Source organism: Pseudomonas entomophila (assembly GCF_029478665.1).
Classification (GTDB): Bacteria; Pseudomonadota; Gammaproteobacteria; order Pseudomonadales; family Pseudomonadaceae; genus Aquipseudomonas; species Aquipseudomonas entomophila_F.
In genome coordinates this window covers 31655-52967 of record NZ_JARPQB010000035.1, presented here as the reverse complement: position 1 = coordinate 52967, position 21313 = coordinate 31655, and the positions used below count along the sequence as shown (strand labels likewise).

Annotated in this window: 21 protein-coding genes and 1 pseudogene; 11 read left to right on the top strand and 11 right to left on the bottom strand. The window is 64.0% G+C overall.

From position 1 onward, the window contains the following. Window positions 1-60: 60 nt before the first annotated feature. From P5705_RS17870 to P5705_RS17855, 4 genes are all read left to right on the top strand, one after another. A complete protein-coding gene (locus P5705_RS17870; protein ID WP_277462197.1) occupies window positions 61-966 on the top strand; it encodes a MurR/RpiR family transcriptional regulator in 906 nt (301 codons plus the stop codon). A gap of 313 nt (window positions 967-1279) precedes the next feature. Continuing rightward, window positions 1280-1663 carry a tautomerase family protein gene (locus tag P5705_RS17865; protein WP_277462196.1) on the top strand — a complete coding sequence of 128 codons (384 nt, stop codon included), beginning with the start codon at window positions 1280-1282 and terminating at the stop codon, window positions 1661-1663. Window positions 1664-1754: 91 nt separating this feature from the next. Beyond that, entirely contained in the window at window positions 1755-2648 is an 894-nt protein-coding gene (locus tag P5705_RS17860) for a LysR substrate-binding domain-containing protein (RefSeq protein WP_277462195.1), read from the top strand. 92 nt (window positions 2649-2740) lie between these two features. Continuing rightward, window positions 2741-3445, top strand: coding sequence for an SDR family oxidoreductase (locus P5705_RS17855; RefSeq protein ID WP_277462194.1), 705 nt, complete (start codon window positions 2741-2743; stop codon window positions 3443-3445). 12 nt (window positions 3446-3457) lie between these two features. Here the strand turns inward: P5705_RS17855 and P5705_RS17850 are convergent, their stop codons facing one another. Further along, the gene (locus P5705_RS17850; protein ID WP_277462193.1) at window positions 3458-5086 is read right to left on the bottom strand and encodes a mechanosensitive ion channel family protein; all 1629 of its coding nucleotides are present in this window, start codon (window positions 5084-5086) and stop codon (window positions 3458-3460) included. Window positions 5087-5429: 343 nt separating this feature from the next. Here P5705_RS17850 and P5705_RS17845 point away from each other — a divergent pair, with 343 nt between their 5' ends. Together P5705_RS17845 and P5705_RS17840 are read left to right on the top strand one after the other, a co-directional pair. Then, entirely contained in the window at window positions 5430-6605 is a 1176-nt protein-coding gene (locus tag P5705_RS17845) for a MerR family transcriptional regulator (RefSeq protein ID WP_277462192.1), read from the top strand. Between the two features lie 2 nt (window positions 6606-6607). Beyond that, window positions 6608-7114, top strand: coding sequence for a GNAT family N-acetyltransferase (locus tag P5705_RS17840; protein WP_277462191.1), 507 nt, complete (start codon window positions 6608-6610; stop codon window positions 7112-7114). Between the two features lie 56 nt (window positions 7115-7170). Here the strand turns inward: P5705_RS17840 and P5705_RS17835 are convergent, their stop codons facing one another. The 3 genes from P5705_RS17835 to P5705_RS17825 all read right to left on the bottom strand — a co-directional run bounded on the left by P5705_RS17835 (window position 7171) and on the right by P5705_RS17825 (window position 10034). Beyond that, the gene (locus tag P5705_RS17835; RefSeq protein ID WP_011534434.1) at window positions 7171-7308 is read right to left on the bottom strand and encodes a PA0050 family protein; all 138 of its coding nucleotides are present in this window, start codon (window positions 7306-7308) and stop codon (window positions 7171-7173) included. Between the two features lie 31 nt (window positions 7309-7339). Further along, window positions 7340-7483, bottom strand: a complete 144-nt coding sequence (locus P5705_RS17830; protein WP_086009444.1) for a PA0050 family protein — start codon at window positions 7481-7483, stop codon at window positions 7340-7342. A gap of 352 nt (window positions 7484-7835) precedes the next feature. Next, complete coding sequence (locus P5705_RS17825; RefSeq protein WP_277462190.1) at window positions 7836-10034, bottom strand: OsmC domain/YcaO domain-containing protein; 2199 nt, start codon at window positions 10032-10034, stop codon at window positions 7836-7838. 246 nt (window positions 10035-10280) lie between these two features. Between P5705_RS17825 and P5705_RS17820 the strand changes: the two genes are divergently transcribed. Next, the gene (locus P5705_RS17820; protein WP_277462189.1) at window positions 10281-10670 is read left to right on the top strand and encodes a hypothetical protein; all 390 of its coding nucleotides are present in this window, start codon (window positions 10281-10283) and stop codon (window positions 10668-10670) included. Between the two features lie 158 nt (window positions 10671-10828). Here P5705_RS17820 and P5705_RS17815 read toward each other — a convergent pair whose 3' ends face one another. Beyond that, on the bottom strand, window positions 10829-11173 hold the full coding sequence (locus tag P5705_RS17815; RefSeq protein ID WP_277462188.1) for a hypothetical protein: 345 nt from the start codon (window positions 11171-11173) through the stop codon (window positions 10829-10831). 135 nt (window positions 11174-11308) lie between these two features. On the opposite strand from P5705_RS17815, the gene P5705_RS17810 reads away from it, so the two are divergent. Then, window positions 11309-11989 carry a phytanoyl-CoA dioxygenase family protein gene (locus P5705_RS17810; RefSeq protein WP_277462187.1) on the top strand — a complete coding sequence of 227 codons (681 nt, stop codon included), beginning with the start codon at window positions 11309-11311 and terminating at the stop codon, window positions 11987-11989. Window positions 11990-11993: 4 nt separating this feature from the next. On the opposite strand, the gene P5705_RS17805 is transcribed toward P5705_RS17810, so the two are convergent. The 3 genes from P5705_RS17805 to P5705_RS17795 form a co-directional block, all read right to left on the bottom strand. Then, entirely contained in the window at window positions 11994-12188 is a 195-nt protein-coding gene (locus P5705_RS17805; protein ID WP_277462186.1) for a DUF1289 domain-containing protein, read from the bottom strand. Window positions 12189-12251: 63 nt separating this feature from the next. Then, window positions 12252-14489 carry a hypothetical protein gene (locus P5705_RS17800; protein WP_277462185.1) on the bottom strand — a complete coding sequence of 746 codons (2238 nt, stop codon included), beginning with the start codon at window positions 14487-14489 and terminating at the stop codon, window positions 12252-12254. 98 nt (window positions 14490-14587) lie between these two features. Next, window positions 14588-17386, bottom strand: a complete 2799-nt coding sequence (locus P5705_RS17795; RefSeq protein ID WP_277462184.1) for an amino acid adenylation domain-containing protein — start codon at window positions 17384-17386, stop codon at window positions 14588-14590. Window positions 17387-17689: 303 nt separating this feature from the next. On the opposite strand from P5705_RS17795, the gene P5705_RS17790 reads away from it, so the two are divergent. The 3 genes and pseudogenes from P5705_RS17790 to P5705_RS17780 form a co-directional block, all read left to right on the top strand. Continuing rightward, window positions 17690-18088 carry a hypothetical protein gene (locus P5705_RS17790; protein ID WP_277462183.1) on the top strand — a complete coding sequence of 133 codons (399 nt, stop codon included), beginning with the start codon at window positions 17690-17692 and terminating at the stop codon, window positions 18086-18088. An 83-nt stretch (window positions 18089-18171) separates the two neighbouring features. Then, the gene (locus P5705_RS17785; protein ID WP_277462182.1) at window positions 18172-18702 is read left to right on the top strand and encodes an AAA family ATPase; all 531 of its coding nucleotides are present in this window, start codon (window positions 18172-18174) and stop codon (window positions 18700-18702) included. A 100-nt stretch (window positions 18703-18802) separates the two neighbouring features. Next, window positions 18803-18922, top strand: a pseudogene (locus P5705_RS17780) (hypothetical protein); the annotation flags it as partial. A 43-nt stretch (window positions 18923-18965) separates the two neighbouring features. On the opposite strand, the gene P5705_RS17775 reads toward P5705_RS17780, so the two are convergent. The 3 genes from P5705_RS17775 to P5705_RS17765 form a co-directional block, all read right to left on the bottom strand. Then, entirely contained in the window at window positions 18966-19958 is a 993-nt protein-coding gene (locus P5705_RS17775; protein ID WP_277462181.1) for a hypothetical protein, read from the bottom strand. A gap of 39 nt (window positions 19959-19997) precedes the next feature. Further along, window positions 19998-20618, bottom strand: coding sequence for a hypothetical protein (locus tag P5705_RS17770; RefSeq protein WP_277462180.1), 621 nt, complete (start codon window positions 20616-20618; stop codon window positions 19998-20000). 162 nt (window positions 20619-20780) lie between these two features. After that, on the bottom strand, window positions 20781-21122 hold the full coding sequence (locus P5705_RS17765; protein ID WP_277462178.1) for a cupin domain-containing protein: 342 nt from the start codon (window positions 21120-21122) through the stop codon (window positions 20781-20783). Window positions 21123-21313: the final 191 nt, after the last annotated feature.

Here is a 21313-nt window from a genome sequence, read left to right as displayed (position 1 = left end):
TCCGCGCCGGGAAATGCCTTGGGATACACTACGGCCACGCTTACAGGAGCCTCGCCGCGGATGACCAGCCATTCGAAGAACACCACCGTCTATGCCTCACCGGTCCTGCGCAAGCTGTCGCAGGGCCTGGCCGAGCTGCCGCCCTCGCTGCGCAAGGTCGCCGACTACATCCTGCGCCATCCGCTCAAGGCCGCGACCTTGACCATCGAGGAGATGGCCCAGGCCACCGCCACCTCGCCGGCGGCGGTCAACCGCCTGGCCAAGGCCCTCGACCTCGGCGGCTACAGCGGCATGAAGAGCGAGCTGGTCACGACCCTGCAGCAGATGGTCTCGCCAGTGGACAAGCTGCGCAACGAACTGGCCCAGCGCCCGGGCGGCGACTTCGGCCTGCATGAGCAGATCCAGAGCGCCACCAGCAACCTGGCGACCACGGCCAGCAACAACCAGGCCGAGGCCTTCGAGGCCTTCATCAGCAGCCTGGTCGGTGCGCGCAAGGTGTATGTGCTGGGTTTCGGCAACAGCGTGTACCTGGCCGGGCTGGCAGCGTCGACCCTGGTGCCGTTCTGCCAGGACGCCTGCGCCATCAGCATGGAAGGCGGCAACGAGAATGCCGCCTACCGCCTGGCCGCGATCACCGAGCAGGATGTGCTGCTGGCGATCGCCCTGCCCCGCTATTCCCAGGACACCCTGCAACTGTCGCGGTTCGCCCATGAGCGCAATGCCACGGTGCTGGCAATCACCGATTCGCCCGCCTCGCCCCTGGCACCGATCGCCCGCCATGTGCTGTACGCCCCCGCCGATCACCCGGTGCTGACCAGTTCCAACATCGCCGTGCTGGCGCTGATCGAAGGGTTGGTGGCCGGGGTCATGGCACGTAACAAGGAAGCGGTGAAACTGGCGACCGAGCTGACCGAAAGCGTGATGTCCTACCTGCATGTGCCGGGCGGCAAAGCAACCAGGCGGTAGCCCGCTGCCCTGTAGGAGCCAGCCTTGCTGGCGAACAGCGTCGTGCACGGATCCAAGACAGGCGTCGGGCCCGGTTCGCCAGCGCAGCGTCGTGCACGGATCCGAGACAGGCGTCGGCCCGGTTCGCCAGCGAAGCTGGCTCCTACAGGGGGCCATGCTGTTCTCCATATCCGGCACCCGTAGGAGCCAGCCTTGCTGGCGAACAGCGTCGTGCACGGATCCGAGACAGGCGTCGGCCCGGTTCGCCAGCGAAGCTGGCTCCTACAGGGGGCCATGCTGTTGCCTATACTCTGCCACCCTCAAGGAGCTGCACATGCCTCTCGTACGCATCGACATCCGCCGCCACCCCGACCGCACGCACCTGGAAAAGCTCGGGCAGGTGGTGTTCGCGGCCATGAAACGCACCATCAATGTGCCAGAGCACGACAACTTCCAGGTGCTCACCGAACACGACGACGACCGCCTGGTGAATGACCGCGAATATCTGGGCATACAGCGCACCGACGGCCAGGTATTCATCCAGCTCACCATCAGCGAGGGGCGCACGGTCGAGCAGAAGAAAGCGCTCTTCCAGGCCATCGCCGAAGGGTTGAACGCAGAGGCAGGCGTACGCCCGGAAGATGTGTTCATCAACCTCGTCGAAGTGCGCAAGGAGAACTGGTCGTTCGGCAACGGCATTGCCCAGTACGCGATCTAGGTGATGGTTTTTCTACTGGCATGGGTTCCTTTACCCAGGCATCAAGGCTAGTCTCGGCACACACGCTCCCGTCGATAGAACAGCCATCGCCATGCCTGCTGGATTCCCGTCACTGCCGTCACTCAACGCCCTGCGCATGTTCGAGGTGGTGGCCCGGCACCTGAACTTTCGCCTGGCCGCCGAAGAGCTGGAGGTGACCCAGGCCGCGGTTGCCCAGCAGATCCGCGGCCTGGAGGCCAGCCTCGAGATTCGCCTGTTCGAACGCCTGCCACGGGGCCTGGGGCTGACCGACGCAGGCCTGGCCTACAGCGCCAGCGTGCGCGACGCCCTGGCGATGATCGACGAGGCCACCCGCCTGCTCAGGCCAGCGCCGACCCACCTGACGGTCAGCGTCACCCCCACCTTCGCCTCGAAATGGCTGATACCCCGGCTGGGGGCGTTCGCCGAGGACAACCCGCAGATCGACCTGCGCCTGCTCGCCACCGACCGGCTGTCGCACTTCCAGACCGATGGGGTGGACCTCGCCGTGCGCCAGGGCCAGCTACCCTTCGGCGCCGGGCTGAACGCCGAACTGCTGCTCGAGCAGCATATCGTCGCAGTGGCCAGCCCGCAGTTGATTGCGGACAAGGGCCTGCCAGACAGTTTCGAGGCCCTGCAAAGCTTCGTCTGGCTTCACGACGCCCACGGTTTCTGGCCCCAGTTCACCGCCACCCTGTACCCCGGACACGCCCCGGTCAGCGCCAGGCACATGCGCTTCAACCAGACCGCCCTGGCCATCGAGGCCGCCGTCAACGGCCAGGGCATCTGCCTGGCCAGCCATGCCTTCGTCGCGGCCGACCTCGCCGCCGGCAGGCTGGTGCAGGTCTTCCCCCAACAGTTGCGCCTGGACAAGGCGTTCTACCTGGTGTGGCCACGCAAGCCCCGACAGCCGGCGACCTTGCAGCGGGTCAAGGCCTGGTTGCTGGAACAGGTAGCCGATAGCTGAGCTACTGGCTCTGCAAAGCCCGGCTGCCTCCCTCGCCCCACGTCGTGCTGCTAGGGTTACAGCCTCAGTCAAGGCATTTACCTGGAGGCAGCATGTCAGTCGAAAAAGTAGCGATCATCACCGCCGGTGGCAGCGGCATGGGGGCGGCCGCGGCGCGGCGCCTGGCCGCCGACGGCTACAAGGTCGGGATCCTGTCGTCGTCGGGCAAGGGCGAGGCCCTGGCCGATGAACTGGGTGGCGTGGGCATCACCGGCAGCAACCAGTCGGTGGATGACCTGCAACGCCTGGTCGACACCGTCATGGCCAAGTGGGGGCGCATCGACGTGCTGGTCAACAGCGCCGGCCACGGCCCGCGCGCGCCGATCCTCGAGATCAGCGACGAGGACTGGCACAAGGGCATGGACACCTACCTGCTCAACGTCATCCGCCCGGCCCGCCTGGTGACACCGATCATGCAACGGCAGAAGGCCGGGGTGATCATCAACATCTCCACCGCCTGGGCCTTCGAACCCAGCGCCCTGTTCCCCACTTCCGCGGTGTTCCGCTCAGGCCTGGCGGCGTTCACCAAGATCTTCGCCGACGAGTTCGCCGGCGACAACGTGCGCATCAACAACGTCCTGCCCGGCTGGATCGACAGCCTGCCGGCCACCGAGCAACGCCGCGACAGCGTGCCGCTCAAGCGCTACGGCACCAGCGAGGAGATCGCCGCCACCATCGCCTTCCTGGCCAGCGACGGCGCCGCCTACATCACCGGGCAGAACATCAAGGTCGATGGCGGGCTGACGCGCAGCGTGTGAGTGCGCGGCGGGTCAGTTCTTTTCGCTGCCCTCGCCAGGATCCCGGGCAGGTGCCGAGAACCACTTGTCCCGTGGCACCCACTTCGCCTGCGCCGGGTCGCCCAGGTAGTGCGGCGACATGATCTGCACGCCATGTTCGTTGAATACATCCTGGATATTGGCGTGCAGCAGGCTCAGCAGCTCCGCCCGTGGCCTCGGCTCGCTGGGGATCGCCTGGGCCACCAGGCGGTATTCGGGATAGAAGTCCGAAAGCCCAGTCTGGAACACCTGCGGCCTGGGCGTGGCGACGATCCCCTCGGTGCGCGTCGCGGCCTCGATCAGCATGGCCTCGACCTGGCGCCAGGGTGTGTCGTAGCCAATGGTGACCACGGTGTCGACGATATAGCCCTGGCCCTGGACCACCCGCGAATAGTTGCGCGTCACGGAGCCGGTAATCATCGAGTTGGGCAAGGTCAGCACCTCGCCAAGCCCGGTGCGGATCGTGGTGTTGAACATGCCCACCTCGGTCACCGTGCCCTCGTTGTCGCCCACGCGCACATACTCCCCGGCCTTCAGCGTGCGTGAGTAGGTGAGGATCAACCCGGCCGCCGCCTGCCCCACCACACTGGAGGCACCCAGGGAGATCATCAGGCCGAGCAGCACCGACAGGCCTTTGAAGGCATCGGTCCCCGAGCCCGGCAGGTACGGGTAGGCCATCACCAGGGCGAACAGCCAGATCGCCAGCGAAGTCAGGCGCGTGGTGGGCTGCAGGGTTTCTTCCGTCAGCCAGTTGAGCGTCCCTGGGCGCGCCATGCGCTCCAGCAAGCGGCGACTGAACCCGCTGATGCCACGGGCGATGAAAAAGATCAGCACGGCCACGGCGATACCTGGGATGGCGTGGAGGATGCCATCGAGCAGGTAACGCAGCAGGTCGAGCAGGTGCACGTTGAGGCTTTCGCCCCAGGGCCGGGTGTAAGGGAACTGCGACAGCACGAAGCTCAGCCACTGGTAGCTCAGCAGCAGCACCACGCCCCAGTACAGCAGGCGCAACAGACGGTCGATCAGAAAGTACACGTACTGCATGTCGAACAACGGCAGTTGCCCGACGCGCAGTTGGTAGGCGCGCTCGCGCATCAGTTGCGGCAGCCGGCCACGCAGCTTGCGCCGCGCCAGGTTGGCGGCCTTTATCAGCGCCAGGTAGATCACACTGGCCAACGCCGAGTAGCCCAGCGCCTTGAACAGGAAATGCAGGTTGCGCGCCTCGCCCGACTCTTCGACGACCTGGCGCAGGACGGCGGCGGCCTGCTCGGCCGCCGCGCGGGTGTCGCCGCCCTCCAGCCCCAGGTCCTGGGGGGCGACGATGAACGCACGCCGCCCGCCCAGCAGCACCAGGTGGCTGTGCATGATCGGGTCGACGCTGACCTTGAGTTCGTCGGTGCCACGCAACACGTCGTCGATCACCATGGCGGCCCGCTGTGCCCGTGCGGCGGGGGTCTCGCCAAGCAACGTGGCATGGAAGGTGAAGATACTGCGGTTGGCGATGCGCAGCTCGGCGGGTTCGCCAGGTGTGCCGTCGGTGTTAGTGCCCACGGGTTCGTTGCCCAAGGCCCAGGCCGGCAGCAGGGTGCAACACACAAGCAGCAGGAAGAACAGGCGCTTCATCACGGGCCCCCCGGCCTCCATGTGGAATGCTGTAGTGATAGCACAGCTGTACCGGCTGGATCAGGACTTGTGGTTGCGGGTCAGATCGAGCGCCGCCCGCGCGGCGCATCGCGGATGAATCCGCTCCTACAGGCAGGTAGCAAGCGCGTCGTACCAACAGGCCACGTTGCAACAAACGTGTAGGAGCGGATTCATCCGCGATGCGCTGCACGGGCGGCGCTCGATCTCACAACCCCTGCATCTCTTCCGGCAAACCCCCCATCAAAAACCAACAGGCCACCCCCTTTACCTGTCTATAACTTCATAGTTCAAGGTCGCCCCCAACACAGTGAGGTGAACGCCGATGTATCGCATTTCCGAACTGGCGGCCTTGGTGGGCCTCAGCCGTTCGACATTGCTCTATTACGAAAAGCTCGGGCTGATCAGGTCCAGCCGCGAGGCCAATGGCTACCGCCGCTACAGCGATGCGGACCTGCAGCAGCTGCGGTTGCTGCAGCAGTTGCAGGCGGGCGGCCTGACCCTCAAGGAATGCCAGGCGTGCCTTGGGGCACGTATCGACAGGCCCACCCTGCTCGCCCGCCTGCGCACGCTGGATGAAGAAATCGCCGTCCGCCAGCAATCGCGGGAACTGCTGGCCGCGATGCTGGGCCGGGCCTCCATGCGCCCCTGGCACCAAGCCTTGGAACATCAAGCGCCGGGCGCCCACCTGGCCTGGCTGCGCAAGCAGGGCTTCAACGAAAAACAGGCCCTGCGCCTGAAATGGTTATCGAAGGACATGAACGAACACGAACGCTACATGGCCGACTTCGAGCACCTGTTCGAAGGCCTTCAGCGCCTCGGGCCCGGCTCGCCCGAAGACACCCTGGCAGCGTTGCAGGCCCTGCCCTTCGCGCCAGCCAAGGTGCTGGAGATCGGCTGCGGCCGAGGCGCCAGCACCACACTGCTGGCAACACACGGCCATGCCGCCATCACCGCACTGGACAACGATGAACACAACCTCGGCCGCCTGGGCGACGCGCTCGCGGCCAAGGGGCTGCAAGCGCGCGTTCGCCAGGTGTGCGCGAGCATGACCGCGCTGCCGTTCGCAGCCGGGCAGTTCGACACGATCTGGGCCGAGGGTTGCGCCTACATCATGGGCTTCGCCCAGGCCCTGAAGTACTGGCGAGCGTTCCTGGCGCCACAGGGCGTGCTGGTGGTCAGCGATCTGGTCCAGGTCGCCGATGTGCTATCCGACGAGGCCGGCGCGTTCTGGCAGGCCAACTACCCCGACCTGCAAAACGTGGCATCACGCCTGACCGCCATCGGCAAACTGGGCTACCGGGTACTGCAGCACTTCCCCATGAGCCAGCAGGCCTGGGACAACTACCTCGGCCCGCTGCGGGAACGCCTGGCCACGCTGGACAATACTGCCTTCGCCTCCCAGGCGTTGGCCGACATCACCCGCGAACTGGAGATCCATGCGCGCCACCTCGGCGAGTACGGCTATCACCTGTTCATCCTGCAAAAACAAAGCGATTGAATATGAACATCACACTGCGCAACGAACGACCTGAAGACATCCCCAACATCAACCGCCTGACCGAGGCGGCCTTTGCCAACGCCGAGCACTCCAGCCATACCGAGCACTTCATCGTCGACGCCCTGCGCCGGGCGGGGCAACTCAGCGTGTCGCTGGTGGCCGTCGAGGGCGACAGCCTGGTTGGCCATGTCGCACTCTCCCCGGTGACCCTGTCATCAGGCCTGAGCGGCTGGTTCGGCCTGGGGCCGATCTCGGTGCTGCCGGCCCGCCAGGGCCAAGGCATCGGGTCGCTGCTGATGAAGGCCGCATTGGCCGAGTTGCAGCGCATGGGCGGTGCCGGTTGCGTGGTGTTGGGTGACCCGGCGTACTACGCCAGGTTCGGCTTCAAGCCCCAACCGGGGCTGACGCTGCCGGGCGTCCCTGCCGAGTACTTCCAGGCCCTGGCCTTCGACGACGCGATGGCGCAGGGCACAGTGCGGTATCACGACGCCTTTTCCGCCACCGAGTAACCCTGCACAACGCAAAAGGGCCGCAAAGCGGCCCTTTCTCATATCCCTCGATCAGCTCAAGGGCAGACGCAGGTGGACGGCCCGAACACCGGCCCCGCACACGGGTCCTTGGATGGGCCGAACACCGGGCAGGACGCCTGGGCGGTCAGCGCGACGCCCCAGGTCAACAGCACAGCCAGCAACGCTTTCTTCATTGGCAACCTCCTTGTCATCAGAAAAAGGGCATCAACGCTCGCACACGCAAACCGTTGGCCCAAGCACCGCGCCCGAGCACGGGTCTTCCCACGGGCCCAGCACCGCGCAGTCCGCCTGTGCATTCAGCGAGAACATCCACAGCAGCGCCGACGCTGCCAGCAGTTTTCTTTTCACCTTGACCTCCTTGGTCGAGACATCGACAACGATCCGTGTAACGCACGGTGACGTGGGCGTCAGCATGTGACCTTGGGGTCGGCCTGACAAGCGTGGCGCAGTGTCGCGCTCATTTGGATGGTTTTGATCGCGTGATGGCGAGCAGGTGCTTGGCAGCGGCGTTGCAGTGCTCTGCAGATCGAGCGCCGCATCGCGGATAAATCCGCTCCTACACCCGCCAGGCAACCGTGTCCCATCCAGGCATAACGGGCCCTGGTAGGAGCGGATTTATCCGCGATGCGCCGCACGAGCGGCGCTCGATCTCAAACGCGCTGCGACACGACCGTCGAACGCCTTGGAGCAACCGGATACCTCAACCAGCCAACCCCGCCGCACGAGCCCGCGCCGCGTGCAGCTTCTTGTAGCTCTCGACCAGGCGCAGGTGCCGGTCCAGCCCTTCCAGCTTCATGCTGGTCGGCGTCAGCCCATGGAAGCGCACGCTGCCGTCCACCGACCCCAGCACCGCGTCCATCCGCTCGTTGCCGAACATCCGGCGGAAGTTAAACTCGTAGTCGGCCATCTCCAGTTCATCGTCCAGCACCACCTCCAGCACCACGTTGAGCGCCTGGTAGAACAGCCCGCGCTCGACGGTGTTGTCGTTGAACTGCAGGAACATCTCGACCAGTTCCTTGGCGTCCTCGAAGCGCTGCAGCACCAGGTGGACCAGCAGCTTCAGCTCAAGGATGGTGAGCTGGCCCCAGACCGTGTTGTCGTCGAACTCGACGCCGATCAGCGTGGTGATGGTGGTGTAGTCGTCCACCTCGGCATTGTCCAGGCGCTTGAGCAGCAGCTTCAGCGAACGGTTGTCGAGTTGGTGCAGGTTGAGGATGTCGGAACGGAAACCCAACGCCCGGTTGGTGTTGTCCCAGATCAGGTCCTCGACCGGGTAGATCTCCGAGTAGCCTGGCACCAGGATGCGGCAGGCGGTGGCGCCGAGGTCGTCGTACACGGCCATGTACACCTCCTTGCCCAGGTCCTCGAGGATGCCGAACAGGGTCTGCGCCTCCTGCACGTTGGAGTCTTCGCCATGGCCGCTGAAGTCCCACTCGACGAACTCGAAGTCGGCCTTGGCGCTGAAGAAGCGCCACGACACCACGCCGCTGGAGTCGATGAAGTGCTCGACGAAGTTGTTCGGCTCGGTCAGCGCGTGGCTTTCGAAGGTGGGTTGCGGCAGGTCGTTCAGGCCCTCGAAGCTGCGCCCCTGCAACAGTTCGGTGAGGCTGCGCTCCAATGCCACCTCGAAGCTTGGGTGGGCGCCGAACGAGGCGAACACGCCACCGGTGCGCGGGTTCATCAAGGTCACGCACATCACCGGGAACTCGCCGCCCAGCGACGCATCCTTGACCAGCACCGGGAAGCCCTGCTCCTCCAGCCCCTGGATACCGGCGACGATACCGGGGTACTTGGCCAGCACCTCTTGAGGCACATCCGGCAGGCACAGCTCGCCTTCGAGGATTTCGCGCTTGACCGCCCGCTCGAAGATTTCCGACAGGCACTGCACCTGCGCCTCGGCCAGGGTGTTGCCGGCGCTCATGCCGTTGCTCAGGTACAGGTTCTCGATCAGGTTGGACGGGAAGTACACCGTCTCACCGTCCGATTGGCGCACGAATGGCAGCGAGCAGATGCCGCGCTCCTTGTTGCCCGAGTTGGTGTCGTACAGGTGCGAGCCGCGCAGCTCGCCGTCCGGGTTGAAGACTTCCAGGCAGTACTCGTCAAGGATCTCGGCCGGCAGCGCATCCTTGGGCCCGGGCTTGAACCACTGCTCGTTCGGATAGTGCACGAACGGCGCGTTGGCGATGTCCTCGCCCCAGAACTGGTCGTTGTAGAAGAAGTTGCAGTTCAACCGCTCGATGAACTCGCCCAGCGCCGAGGCCAGCGCGGCTTCCTTGGTGGCGCCCTTGCCGTTGGTGAAGCACATCGGCGACTGCGCGTCGCGCACATGCAGCGACCAGACGTTGGGCACGATGTTGCGCCACGAGGCGATCTCGATCTTCATCCCCAGGCCCGCCAGGATCGCCGACATATTGGCGATGGTCTGCTCCAGCGGCAGGTCCTTGCCCGGAATGTAGGTGGTGCTGTCCGATACCGGCATCAGCAGCGCCTGGGCGTCGGCGTCGAGGTTGTCGACCTCCTCGATGATGAACTCGGGGCCGGTCTGCACCACCTTCTTGACGGTGCAGCGGTCGATCGAGCGCAGGATGCCCTGGCGGTCCTTCTCGGAGATATCCTCGGGCAGCTCGACCTGGATCTTGAAGATCTGGTTGTAGCGGTTCTCGGGGTCGACGATGTTGTTCTGCGACAGGCGGATGTTTTCCGTGGGGATGTCGCGGGTCTGGCAGTACAGCTTGACGAAGTACGCCGCGCACAGGGCCGACGACGCCAGGAAGTAGTCGAACGGCCCTGGGGCCGAGCCGTCGCCCTTGTAGCGGATCGGCTGGTCGGCGATCACCGTGAAGTCGTCGAACTTGGCTTCGAGACGGAGGTTGTCGAGAAAATTGACCTTGATTTCCATGCGCGGGGGTACCAGAAAGCGGGCGGGAACAAATGAATGGCGGGCATTATCCGGGATTTTTGCCGGGAAGTGTTGACCGCGCGCTGCCAGTGATTCACCGGTAGGAGCCAGCCTTGCTGGCGATGCCCGGCAAGGCCGGGCCAATACGCCCCACGACCACCTTCCCTGGTCTATGGTTTCCTTCGATCACGACGATGCCTGCCCGGCATACCGCCGGTCGGGCGCCAAGGCGCACGGAGTGCCGCTATGAACAAGACCGCCCTGCCCCTGCTGTTGTCTACTGCCCTGCTGGCCGCCTGCGGCCCCGACCAGATCGTCGCCGACCTGCCGTCACCCAACGGGCGCTACCACGTCGAGGTGCGCAAGTGCCCGCAGAGCGGCGCGCTCGCCTGGAGCGAGAAGCTCCAGGTCTCGGTGCTCGAGCCCGGCCAGTCGGCCGAATGCCAGTCGGCGGTCAATCCGCTGGTGCAGTTCGACACGGCGGCGCCGGAGAACCAGCTGCAACTCGAATGGCTGTCCGACCACGAACTGCGCGCCTGGCACCCGGACTTCACGGCCGACGCCGGCCCTGCGGCGGCAACCTACAAGCACGACGTGCCGATCAGGCTGGTGTTCATGCCCAAGGCGCTGTTCTAGTGTCCTGTCTCGGAAATACGTTCTCTTTTGGCGAGTGGCTTGGGTGTTCGGCCGAGGCGCCGCGACGAGTCATAGCAGGGCTATGGCGAGGAGTGGCAACGCTGGCCGGGCGCCCAAGACGCCGCCAAAAGTGAACAGCTTATTTCCGAGACAGGACACTAGGCCGCGCGGAAGCTCCAGACGATCTCCACCACCCGCGAGGCCAGGATCAGGTACAGCAGGCACAGCACCACCTGCAACACCGTGTGATAGGGCAGCTTGGCCAGACGATGCAAGGTGTCGCTGACATTGAGCAGCAACAGCACCGCCGACACCAGGATCAGCCCCCAGCCACTCAGGCTCGACACCCACAGCCCCAGCAGGATCTGGTGGTCGCCATGGATGGCCTCGGTGCCTGCCGCGAACAGCAAGGCACACACCAGCAGGTTCTTGAAGTTGTCGAACACCTTGGTGCTCAGGTCCGCTTCCAGCAGGTCGAGGTACTTTCGCCACAGTCTGCGCATTCGTCGCTCCCCCAAATGGGTGCCCGTCATCAGCGCAAGTCTAGAAGCGATTGGTGTTTCCTGGATGCACTCGCAAAAGCACGCCCCAGTCACTACCATTGCCCGGCGCACGGATGACAAGGATTGCGAAACGCGATGAACGAACGCGAGCGGCTGCATCGAGACGGTTATGCCCTGCTACGCGGAGCGATTCCGGCTGCCTGGCTGGAAGGTTTGCGCGCCGTGTTCGATGCCGGGGTGAAACCCTCGGGGCAATGGCCAGTGCCACGTGGCCAGGACTGGCGTCATTCGCAGCTGGACTGCGATCCGCTGATCCAGGCGGTGTGCCGGCTACCGTGCGTGCTGGCGACGGCTGGCGAGCTGATCGGAGAGCGTTTCTTCCTCGCCCAGGTGGAGGGGCGCGAACCCCTTGCCGGTGGCGGTCATCAGCAACTGCACCGCGACCTGAGCGCGCAACGCCCCGGCGACATGGTGGGTGCCCTGGTCTACCTGGATGATTATGGCCCCGCCAACGGCGCGACCCGCATCGTCCCGGGCAGCCATCGCCCGCTACCGGGCGAGCCACCCTTCGACTTCGGCGACGAGTCCCGCGCCGTGCACGTGTCCGGCCTGGCCGGCGACATCCTGGTGTTCGATGTCGACCTGGTGCACGCGGCCAGCCTCAACACCAGTGGCGCCCGCCGTCGCTCGCTGCTGGTCAACTACAGCGCGCAGGGCCTGTACACGTCCCACCTGCAAACGCTGAAGCTGCGCGATATCCGCATGAGCACCCAGGACAGGTTCGATCCCTCGGATCTCCCCTTCAATACCCCCTGATGCGTCAGGCCTGACGCTTGGCATTCTTCTTGACGATGGCCTTCATGCGCGTGGCCGCCCGCTGCACGGTCGCCATTTTTTCCGGGCGCTTCATGCCCCGCCACTTGCGGATCTCGTCCCGGGTGCGGCCGCAGCTCACGCACAACTCGCTGTTGAGCTGACACAGCGAGACGCAGGGGTTGTCGATGTCTTTGGCCATGAGGCGGCTCCAAAAGCGGGGGCGCATCATACCTCGGCCAGCAATCTTTGGCCCGGTGCCCCGCTAAAGATCGATTGCAGGTGAATCGCTCAGGCTGGAAACGGACTTCCTCAACGTGTGAACCAATTCGGTACTGTAAGTGACGGGGTAACCATGGCGTGTCAGGCGATCACAGACATGGCGCACGAAACCGCTCAATCCTCGCGGATACGGAGCCCCCGGGACGCACCCGTTACGGTAGAAAAGCCCACCCTCGATGCTGCACAGCGGCATGTCGTGCTCTTGGTACTTCGCCTCTTTGTAGCGGCGCCGGCGCGGGTAGTCCACGAACGCCCCACGCGGGGCAGTTTCATCCACCCCGTACGCCCATACTTCGACCCAGAGAAGAGGGTCCTCCAGCCGGAAATCACCGGTGGACCGCCCGCCGCCAAACCCAGGGAACTGATGGATTGCCGGGTGGGCGCGATACCTGTAGTCGCACAGGTGCAGCAGATTGGCCACGACCGTTTCAGGCAGCGAGTCATAGCGCGAACCGCTCAGCGACTTGTACTTGCCCCAGCCCATCTGCGTGGAGAGGTCCTGGAGCCAGTCCTGCGCCACGGCATACTTGTACGACCCCGAAGAAGACCCATGCCAGTCGCTTGAAGAGGTGTAGGCGCAATCGCGCAGGAACGCGAGCAGCTCTTCGAAACGCATCCCCTGCCAGTTGGACACCTGCTCGAACCCCTGCCGTTTGCACATCTCGTCGCTGAGATCACGTTCACGGATATTGCGGACCAGGCTGCCATGGGCACGCTCGAGCTGGCTCAGGCTGAGGATCGCCTCGTCCCGGCAAAGGGCGGCCACCCGCTCCAGCAGTTCTTCATCACTGAGTCGTGAGTGATTGATCAGCGCCTTCCAGCCGAACTCGGCCATCACTTCATCTTTCAGGCCGGCGTTGATCGTGCTTTCGGTCGCGCCAGGGAAACGCGACACGAACTCACTCCAGCTGGCGCAGCCTTTGTCGCGGATAAAGGTGACGGCATCGTCGAACGTCCGGATGTCGTGCTCGCGCTTGAACGCGAAGCCGATGTGCTCGAGCACCCGATGATGTACCGCGTCCCCCACCGCCATGCGGCGTGTAATGAAGTTGTTGATACCCGCAGGCAAGGCGGCCCTGATGTGGCCGATATTCATTGCTCCTGCGCTGATCGCCGCTTCGAACGCGACGATGAGCTCATCTTCGGTATAGTCCGCCGGGCGCGCATTGGTGACGAACGCCAACGCCTGGCAGACGGCCAGGTACTTGTTCTTCGCGGTTTCATCGCCATTACGCCTCGACACCGAACTGAGATGCCGCATTGCACGCGGAAAGCGACGTTGGGCCTGCGCAAGGTTATCGACCCCTGCGTCCTGCAACACACGGATGTAGTAGGACTCATCCTGGTGCGTGATGTCTTGCGCCGGATAGCTGTTGTCGCAGCTGGCATTGTCGCAATAGGTGAAGCCCCGGTAGCGCACATGGTCATACGACCTTGCCGCGTTCTGCCCGCCACACAATTGGCAGCGAATCACGACTTTCTGACCGCGGTCCACCTGTTCCCTGCCTGTCATCAGCTTGAGCGAACCGGGGAACTCCATCTGCATATCGTCGAGGAAAGCGCTGAAGGACGCCAGCAAGGTAACCTGCGGCGGGTTGCAGTGCCGGCATTTGCCTTCTTGCCAGTCCAACAGCTCGTTGAAACGCAGGGGAACTTCCTCGCCACACGCGATGTGCACGTAAGCCGCCTTGGCGATACGTCGCGCCGGGGCCTGCGTGGGAGGGACCAGCCCCCTTGAAGCGCAGAGCTGGGCAAGCTGGGTTTGCTCGAGCGCCTTTGCGGGAGCCTTGCGTCGGGTGTCGTCAGACTGGAAGAACGTGCCGCCCTTGGCCGAGAATGCCCTCGCCCGGACCGTGTACCAGCTCTGGCGCATGACTTCCTCGCCCTTGTGCCAGCTCAATGGGTCCTGGGCCGAGATGACCAGACGGTCCAGCGGCACTTCGTCCTGACGCTCATGACGCACGTCATCGAGACCATGCGCCCTGGCGACCGAGCGCAGATGCAGCAGGCTCAGCGCGCCTCGCGGATGGCAGGGAATGAACGCGCAACCGCGCTTGTCGCTGAGCAGTGTCTTGGAGTTCTTCAGGCTCACCATGCCGCACTTGTGCTTGAGCTCGTGCAGCGAAGCACCGTTGCGGTGCGAGCCGCTGATTCTTACGTATTCTTCGTCCGTGATGATCTTGAGGATGTCGGCATCGGTGTAGTCGGACAAGCGGGACATGAGGCGTACGGTATCCATTCCTGAACGAGGCCCTGAGTCTGCCAGAAGGTTTGGCTCAGGTTAACCATCGAGCTCTGGAACAGGCGTTCGCCCACACCTCAGACCGCGGATTCCACCGTGTCGACCGGACGCTTCCCGCGCCCCCTGCTCCAGCGCGTCATCACCCAGCGCACGCCCCCGTTCCAGCAGTACCCCACCACCACGCCCCCCACCAGGCAGAGCACCAGCGCGAACACCGGCTGGTCGAGCAGGCGTTGCGCAACGGACTTGAACTGGTAATGGGTCAGGTAGATGAACAGGGTCGACGAGGCGATCAGCGTCCCGACCCGCGCCAACAGCGCGGGCACCGGCACGGCACGCACCCAGATCAGCGCGAGCACCGCCGGCAGGGCAATATCGATGGGCATCCTGACCATCGCAGCCTCCCACCCATAGCCGGCCAGGGTGAACAGATCGAGTTCACCGATCACCAGCACCGCCAGGGCACTGGCCACCCATTTGCGCGCCGTCGAGTCGGCGTAGTGCACCGCCATGCCCAGCACGGTGATGGCCAGGTAATGCTGCGGCACCCGGTTGTACAACAGGCTGGCGTCGTAGACGAACAGCGTGATCAACACATCGGCCACCAGCAACGCACAGGCTGCCAGCGCCAGGCTACGGAACGGGTTGGCCAGGATCGCCCTGCGCACCCGCCCGATCGACAGCACCAGGCCGATGAGCAGGATCATCTGCACCAGCACTTCGATGTACCAGTAGTTGAAGACCCCAACCTGCTCAGGCGCGAACCAGTTGGACACCAGCAGCAGCGACTGCCAGTGCAGACGGTCGAACACGCATTGGATCAGCACGGTGTACAGCACGGTCGGCAACGCAATGGCGGCGACCGAGCGGAGCAAGGCGCGGGCATCGCCCCGTTCCTCGATGGCCTGCAGCTGGAACCGCGCCAGGCTGAGGCCGGAAATCAGGAACAGCGTCGCCGTGTCGCCGGTCACCACCCAGCCGCCGAACAGCCCGAAGTGCCCGGCGACGATCAGGATGATCGCCAGCATGCGCAACAATACCGGTACCTCGATGGCCTGCATTGCTCGACGCCGGGTTCCGCTCGCGACGGACAGCGCCGCCAGCACCCGTACCGGCGTCGTCTCCCAGCGCTCAGGCAACTGGCCGATCAACTTCTGCAGGGTCATCGAGGCCTGGACGAAGGTCAGCGAATCACCACCCAGCTCGACGAAGGTCAGGTTGCTGTCGATGCTCGGTACCTGGAGGATCCGTGCCCAGGCCTTGCACAGTTGTTGCGCGACCGGCGTCAGCGGCTGCCCGGCTGACGAGGCACCCGTCGTGTCGACGAGCTTGGCCAGCGCGCGCTTGTCGACCTTGCCATTGGGCGTGAGCGGCACCGAGTCCAGGAACAGCCACTGCGCCGGCACCATGTAATCCGGCAACAGGGCGCCCAGCGCATCGCGCAGTTCAGCGCTCGCCACCGCCTGGCGCGCCACGCAACAGGCCACCAGCTTTGTCGCGCCATGTTCATTCAAGGCCAACACCACGCACTGGCGGATCCGCGGATCTCGCGCGACGGTGCTTTCGATCTCGGCCAGCTCGATACGGTGACCACGAATCTTCACCTGGCTGTCGGCGCGGCCGAGAAAGTCGACACTGCCATCGGGCAGGTAGGTACCCTGGTCGCCGGTGCGATAGCAGATATCCCTGGCGTCACCGGTAAACGGATTGACCACGAACTTTTCGCCGGTCAGCGCCGTGTCCCCCCAATAACCCAGCGACAGGTAGGGGCTGCGGATCAGGATCTCCCCCGTTTCACCCTCGCCCGCCAACTGCCCGGCTTCGTTCAGCACCAGCAACTGCGCGTCGTCGATACCTTTGCCCAATGGGATGCGACCTGTGGCCAGCGATGCCTCGATGGGGTGAAACGCCATGGCCTGTGGCGTTTCAGTGGTGCCGTAGAAGTTGACGCTGGCGGCCTGGGGGGCGACGGCGCGAATTTGCTGATGCAACGCCGGGCTCAACGCGTCACCGCCCCAGAACAAGTAGCGCAGGCGCTCCAGCGTCAAGCCCGCAAGCGTGGCGCCGGTTTCGATCAACCGGCCCAGCGGCGGTGTGAGGTGCATGACCGTGACGCCTTCGCCGTGTACCCAGGTTGCCAGGGCCTGGGGGTCGGTCAGGGTCGCCTGGGCCGGGCAGGCGATCCGCGCACCGATCGACAACGGCGTGAACACATCCCGGTACACCGGGTCGTGCCCCAGCCCTGACACCATGGAGAAACATTCGTCGCGGGTGAAGCGGTGGTGCTCGACATGCCATCGGACGAAGTGCACCAATGGCGCGTGGTGGGTGACGATGCCCTTCGGTTCGCCCGTACTGCCCGAGGTGAACGTGATGTAGGCCGGACGTGCCGGGTCAACCTCGGGCAAGTCCACCGCGGCATTGCCAAACTGCCGCAAAGCCACGTCCGGGGCCTCCGGCACCTTGATGACGTGCGCACCTTTCAGGTTGACCGCAACCTCCGCGCTGCCGCACACCAGTACGCAGGCAGGCCGGAGCAGGTCGATGATCTGCTCGATGCGCCCAGGCGGATAGGCCGCGTCGGCCACGCTGAACGTCAACCCGGCGCGGGAGGCGCCAAGCAGCCCATAGACCAGGCCCGCGCAACGGCTGGAGACGATCACCACCCGAGCGCCAGCAGCCACCCCAAGCGCCAGGAGGTGCGCGGCGATGCCATGGCTGATGCGTTCGAGCTGCCGGTAGCTGCAGGCGAAGTCCGGGGTCGTGATCGCCGTGGCCTCGGGCCAACACTGCGCCTGCTGCACGAACGCCTGGAAGATCGGGGCGCTGGCCTGGTACGCCAGGCGCCGGGTCGGGTCTGGGAATGGGTGCGGCATGATGGGCGTTGACCCCGCAGCGACGGTGCGTGACTGACATCCCTGCCCGGCAGCCCGGTGCGATGATGGCCGAGGGCTATAAGCCTGAACGCTAGTGCACGCCAGCACGGCCCGCCAGCAGCCGTCCGACGGTTGGCGCCACGCTCGTCGCGACAACGCGCAACGCATTGAGTTCGCGGACTATTTATCTAAGGGTGGGCCAGAACTTTTTGCGCGATTCCGGTCTATGTGGGTACGCACGGCACGACCGTGCGGTGCCGCCAGGCGGCCACGATCCACTGCCATTCAGAGGTTGTCTTCTCCATGAAACTACATGCCCCACGGATGCTGCTCCTTGGCTTGTTCGCGCTCGCGGCGGCGGGTTCGGTGTCGGCCGCGCAAATGAAGACTCCAGCCTCTGTTTTCACATCCGAAGTCGCGGCTGCTCCAGCACCCGGCCACGCCACTGGCAACCCTTGGCAGAGCACGGCCAGCGTGGCCGGCACGTCGGGCAGCACGTTGCTGGCCCGCGATGACCGGGACTGGCGCAACGAGCGAGACTATTACCGCCGTGAAGACTGGCGCAGGGAGCAGTGGCGCCGCGAGCAATGGCGCCGCGAGCAGCACCGCCGGGAAATCGAACGCCAGCGTTACTGGGAGCGCCATCACGATCGCGCCTTGCATCATCGCTACGAGGACGACCATCGCTACTACCGTCGGTGAACGCCGCAGGGTGATGGCCGTTGACAGCCTTCGCAAAACCCGCAGAATCGCCGTCCTTTTTCTTGCGCGACAGGACGTCCTCCATGCAACGGATCGTGATTCTGGGCAATTCTGGCAGCGGCAAATCCACCTTGGCCCGTGACCTGGGCGCCCGGCTCGGCCTGCCGGTGGTGCATCTGGACACGCTGTTCTGGGAGCCCGGCTGGGTCGAGCCCGACGCCGACCGGTTCCGTGACCGGGTGCGCGAAGCCATCGCCTCTCAGGCCTGGGTCTGCGAGGGCAACTATGCCCGCCGCACATTCGATTTGCGCCTGCCCCGGACGGACCTTGTCATCTGGCTCGATACTCCCCGCCTGACGTGCCTGCGCCGGGTGCTCCTGCGCAGCCTGATAAACCGTCCCCGGCCCGACCTGCCCTCAGGTTGCAGCGAGAAACTCGACAAGGCATTCCTGGGTTTTCTCAAGTTCGTCTGGCAGTTCGACCATGGCTACCGCCAAGGTATCGAGGCTGTACGCCTGAACACGGCCCCGAAGGTGCCCACCTTGCACTTGCGGGGTAACCGGCAGATCAAGGCCTTCCTCGCCAAGTTGCCCACCGCGACGCCACATTTGTAGGAGCGGCTTCAGCCGCGATGCAGACACTGCGGTGCATGGCATCCGCGTTGCGGATGATCGCGGCTGAAGCCGCTCCTACAGGCGTCAAGCCTGAGCCTATGCACACATCGAGCAGCGTTGCCGGGCGTTCTTCGCCCTGCCCTTCGCCAGCCTCGACCGTGACCGACTCAAGCGTGAGCTGGACCAGATCGGTACATACCGAGCAGCAGCAAACCGTTAGCCAAACCGACGATAGCGCAAGAAAACCCGGTATCGACTATCACCTAGTCTTGCCTGACGCGCTCAATGATCAGAATGGGGAACCTGTCTCGCCTGAATCGACTGAGCCACCAGCGGTAGATACCACGTAAACCTGCCATCCCGATCAACTGGGGTAAATAAGGGAAAGAGGCAAACACACCGTGCGCCCCTGATGAAACGCGATGCTTTTTGACAGGCAGTTCAAGCAGGGTGGTACACAGCATGTCCCAATCGGTCGGCCCTTTCTGGGGAGGATTTCGATAAATGGCCTTATAGGTGCCTGCCACGGGATAACAGTCAGCCCCCACGAACGCTCCGGTGATTTTCTGCCGATGGAACAGCGCCTCGATCACCTCGCCCAGTGTCGAATCACAGGCACACCCATTGACAGCCGGCGCGCACATCCATCGAGATCGCCACTGCCCATTGCTGCTCCACCCAATACTGTCAGGCCCTGGAGCAGCGGCATACCAGCCGTAGGGCGGCGGTGTGGAAAGCATGGGGATCGAATAGATACCCAATGATTTGCCCCGACGGTTATTTGCCAGGTGCAATTCAAACCCGGGCCATTGCGACAGCAGGGCCAGTTCCTTGTTGGTTGAGGCATCAGGGTTCGAGCCAGAGAGCGATGTAACCGGAACATTCGCCATGGCAGGGCCAGGGGCGACCTTGGCCTGGAGAATCAAGCCTCGACCCTTCTTGCTGACAATCTGGCCATTCAGGCTAAACGCTTCGATCACAAAAATCGCTGCATCACCCAGCTCCACAGGGCGAGTGATCAGGTGATCATTGATATCCTTCGCCTTGGAAATGGCCATGTCGGCATAGGGCCTTTTATCGATCCAGTCGAGCCTGATCTTCAATGAAAGGGTATGTGGGGTTGAAGCCAATATCGTGTGGAGCGCCGACACGAATGAGGCATCAAACAGGCGCTCCAACTGAGCAAGCTCTCCATTTCCCGAAAAACCCTGGTATCGGTCAGCGATTGCATTATCGATATCAGTGCTTGTACCCATGCGACCTCCGGTGCGGGTTGGCTATCTGTAGTCCCATGATCAGCCAGATACTGGCTCGCCCAGGGCGGCCGTTACCTTTGGGTAGTGGGTGGTCAACACTGCCCAGCGCAGCCCTTGCGCCCCGGATACCTCACCACCGGCACGCGTGGTGTGACGGAGGTCTCCCGCAGAGGTCTCGACCGCCGCCACCCGCTGCTCCCACTGCGCCTGTTCGAAATTCACACCAACAATGATCACGCTGCCTGTCGCCGCTTTTTCGGCCTGGGCCTTGAGCCTGCTCATGTACCAGAAGTCATTGCTGGCACCGGCGAACATCTTGCCTTTGTTGGTGTTGCAGAATGGAACCTTGAGCTCGATGAAGTGGTAACGGGTTTCATCCTGGTCGCGTATCCAGAGATCGCATTGCTTGGTCTTGCAATCCATGGCCGACCAGCGCTGGTCGAGGGCGACTCTGTACTCGACGCCCACATCGCTGTAGTGCTGTTCACTCGGGCCGCGCAATTCGTGCTTGCGGATGAGCCACAGGTAGAACTCGAACTTCAACCATCCCTCGAATCCATTGGCCAAGGCACCAATAGAAGACGGCAGGTAGTCGCGCTCGTTTTCCCAGGATTTCATGAATGCTTCGAATTCTGTCGCTACGTCGGCAATGCCAGGCATCACGTACGCTCCTTGTCGTGGCATGCAAAACCGATAGCATAGCGCCATTGTTCATGCACAAGGCAGCCCCCTCATGGCTCAACCTTGTATTGCCTGACCAGCCAAGGCGGGTAATCGACAAGCCGGGCATCAGACCTACTGAGGGCCGATGGACGGATGACTTCATCCAAGGCACACGATATCCACCGAGATCTCCACCGCCTCCACCGAGCCGCGATTCTCCAGCCAGTGCAGGGTGTCGTGGTCCTCCGGCCAACCCACCCCCGGCCCGTAGTCGGTGGCTACGCCATTACGGTGGTCGGTGATGGTGCCCTGCAGGATGTACACGGTGCCGGGGCGATCGACATGGTCGTGCAATGGCCCGAATACAGCGCCCGGCGCGAGGGTGACCTTGCGCATGCGCAACTGGCGCCCGGCCATGCCTTCGATCTCGGGCCCCAGGTCGACCGTTGCCAACAGTTCCACCGTGACGCCTTGGGTTGGGGGTGCCGCTTGTTCGTTCATTGCCGTGTCGACCTTGCTCGTCGATGAAAAACGCCTGGACCGTTTTACAAAGTGAAGCGCCGCACGGGCGTGCCGGCGAACGCGCAATCGTTTGTGCGCATGGCAGGCGACGAAAGGTAAGGGTTGGGATTCATACCATCTGTCTGGGAAATAACGCCAAGCCCCGCTCTAGTACAAGGCTGGCGGCCCGG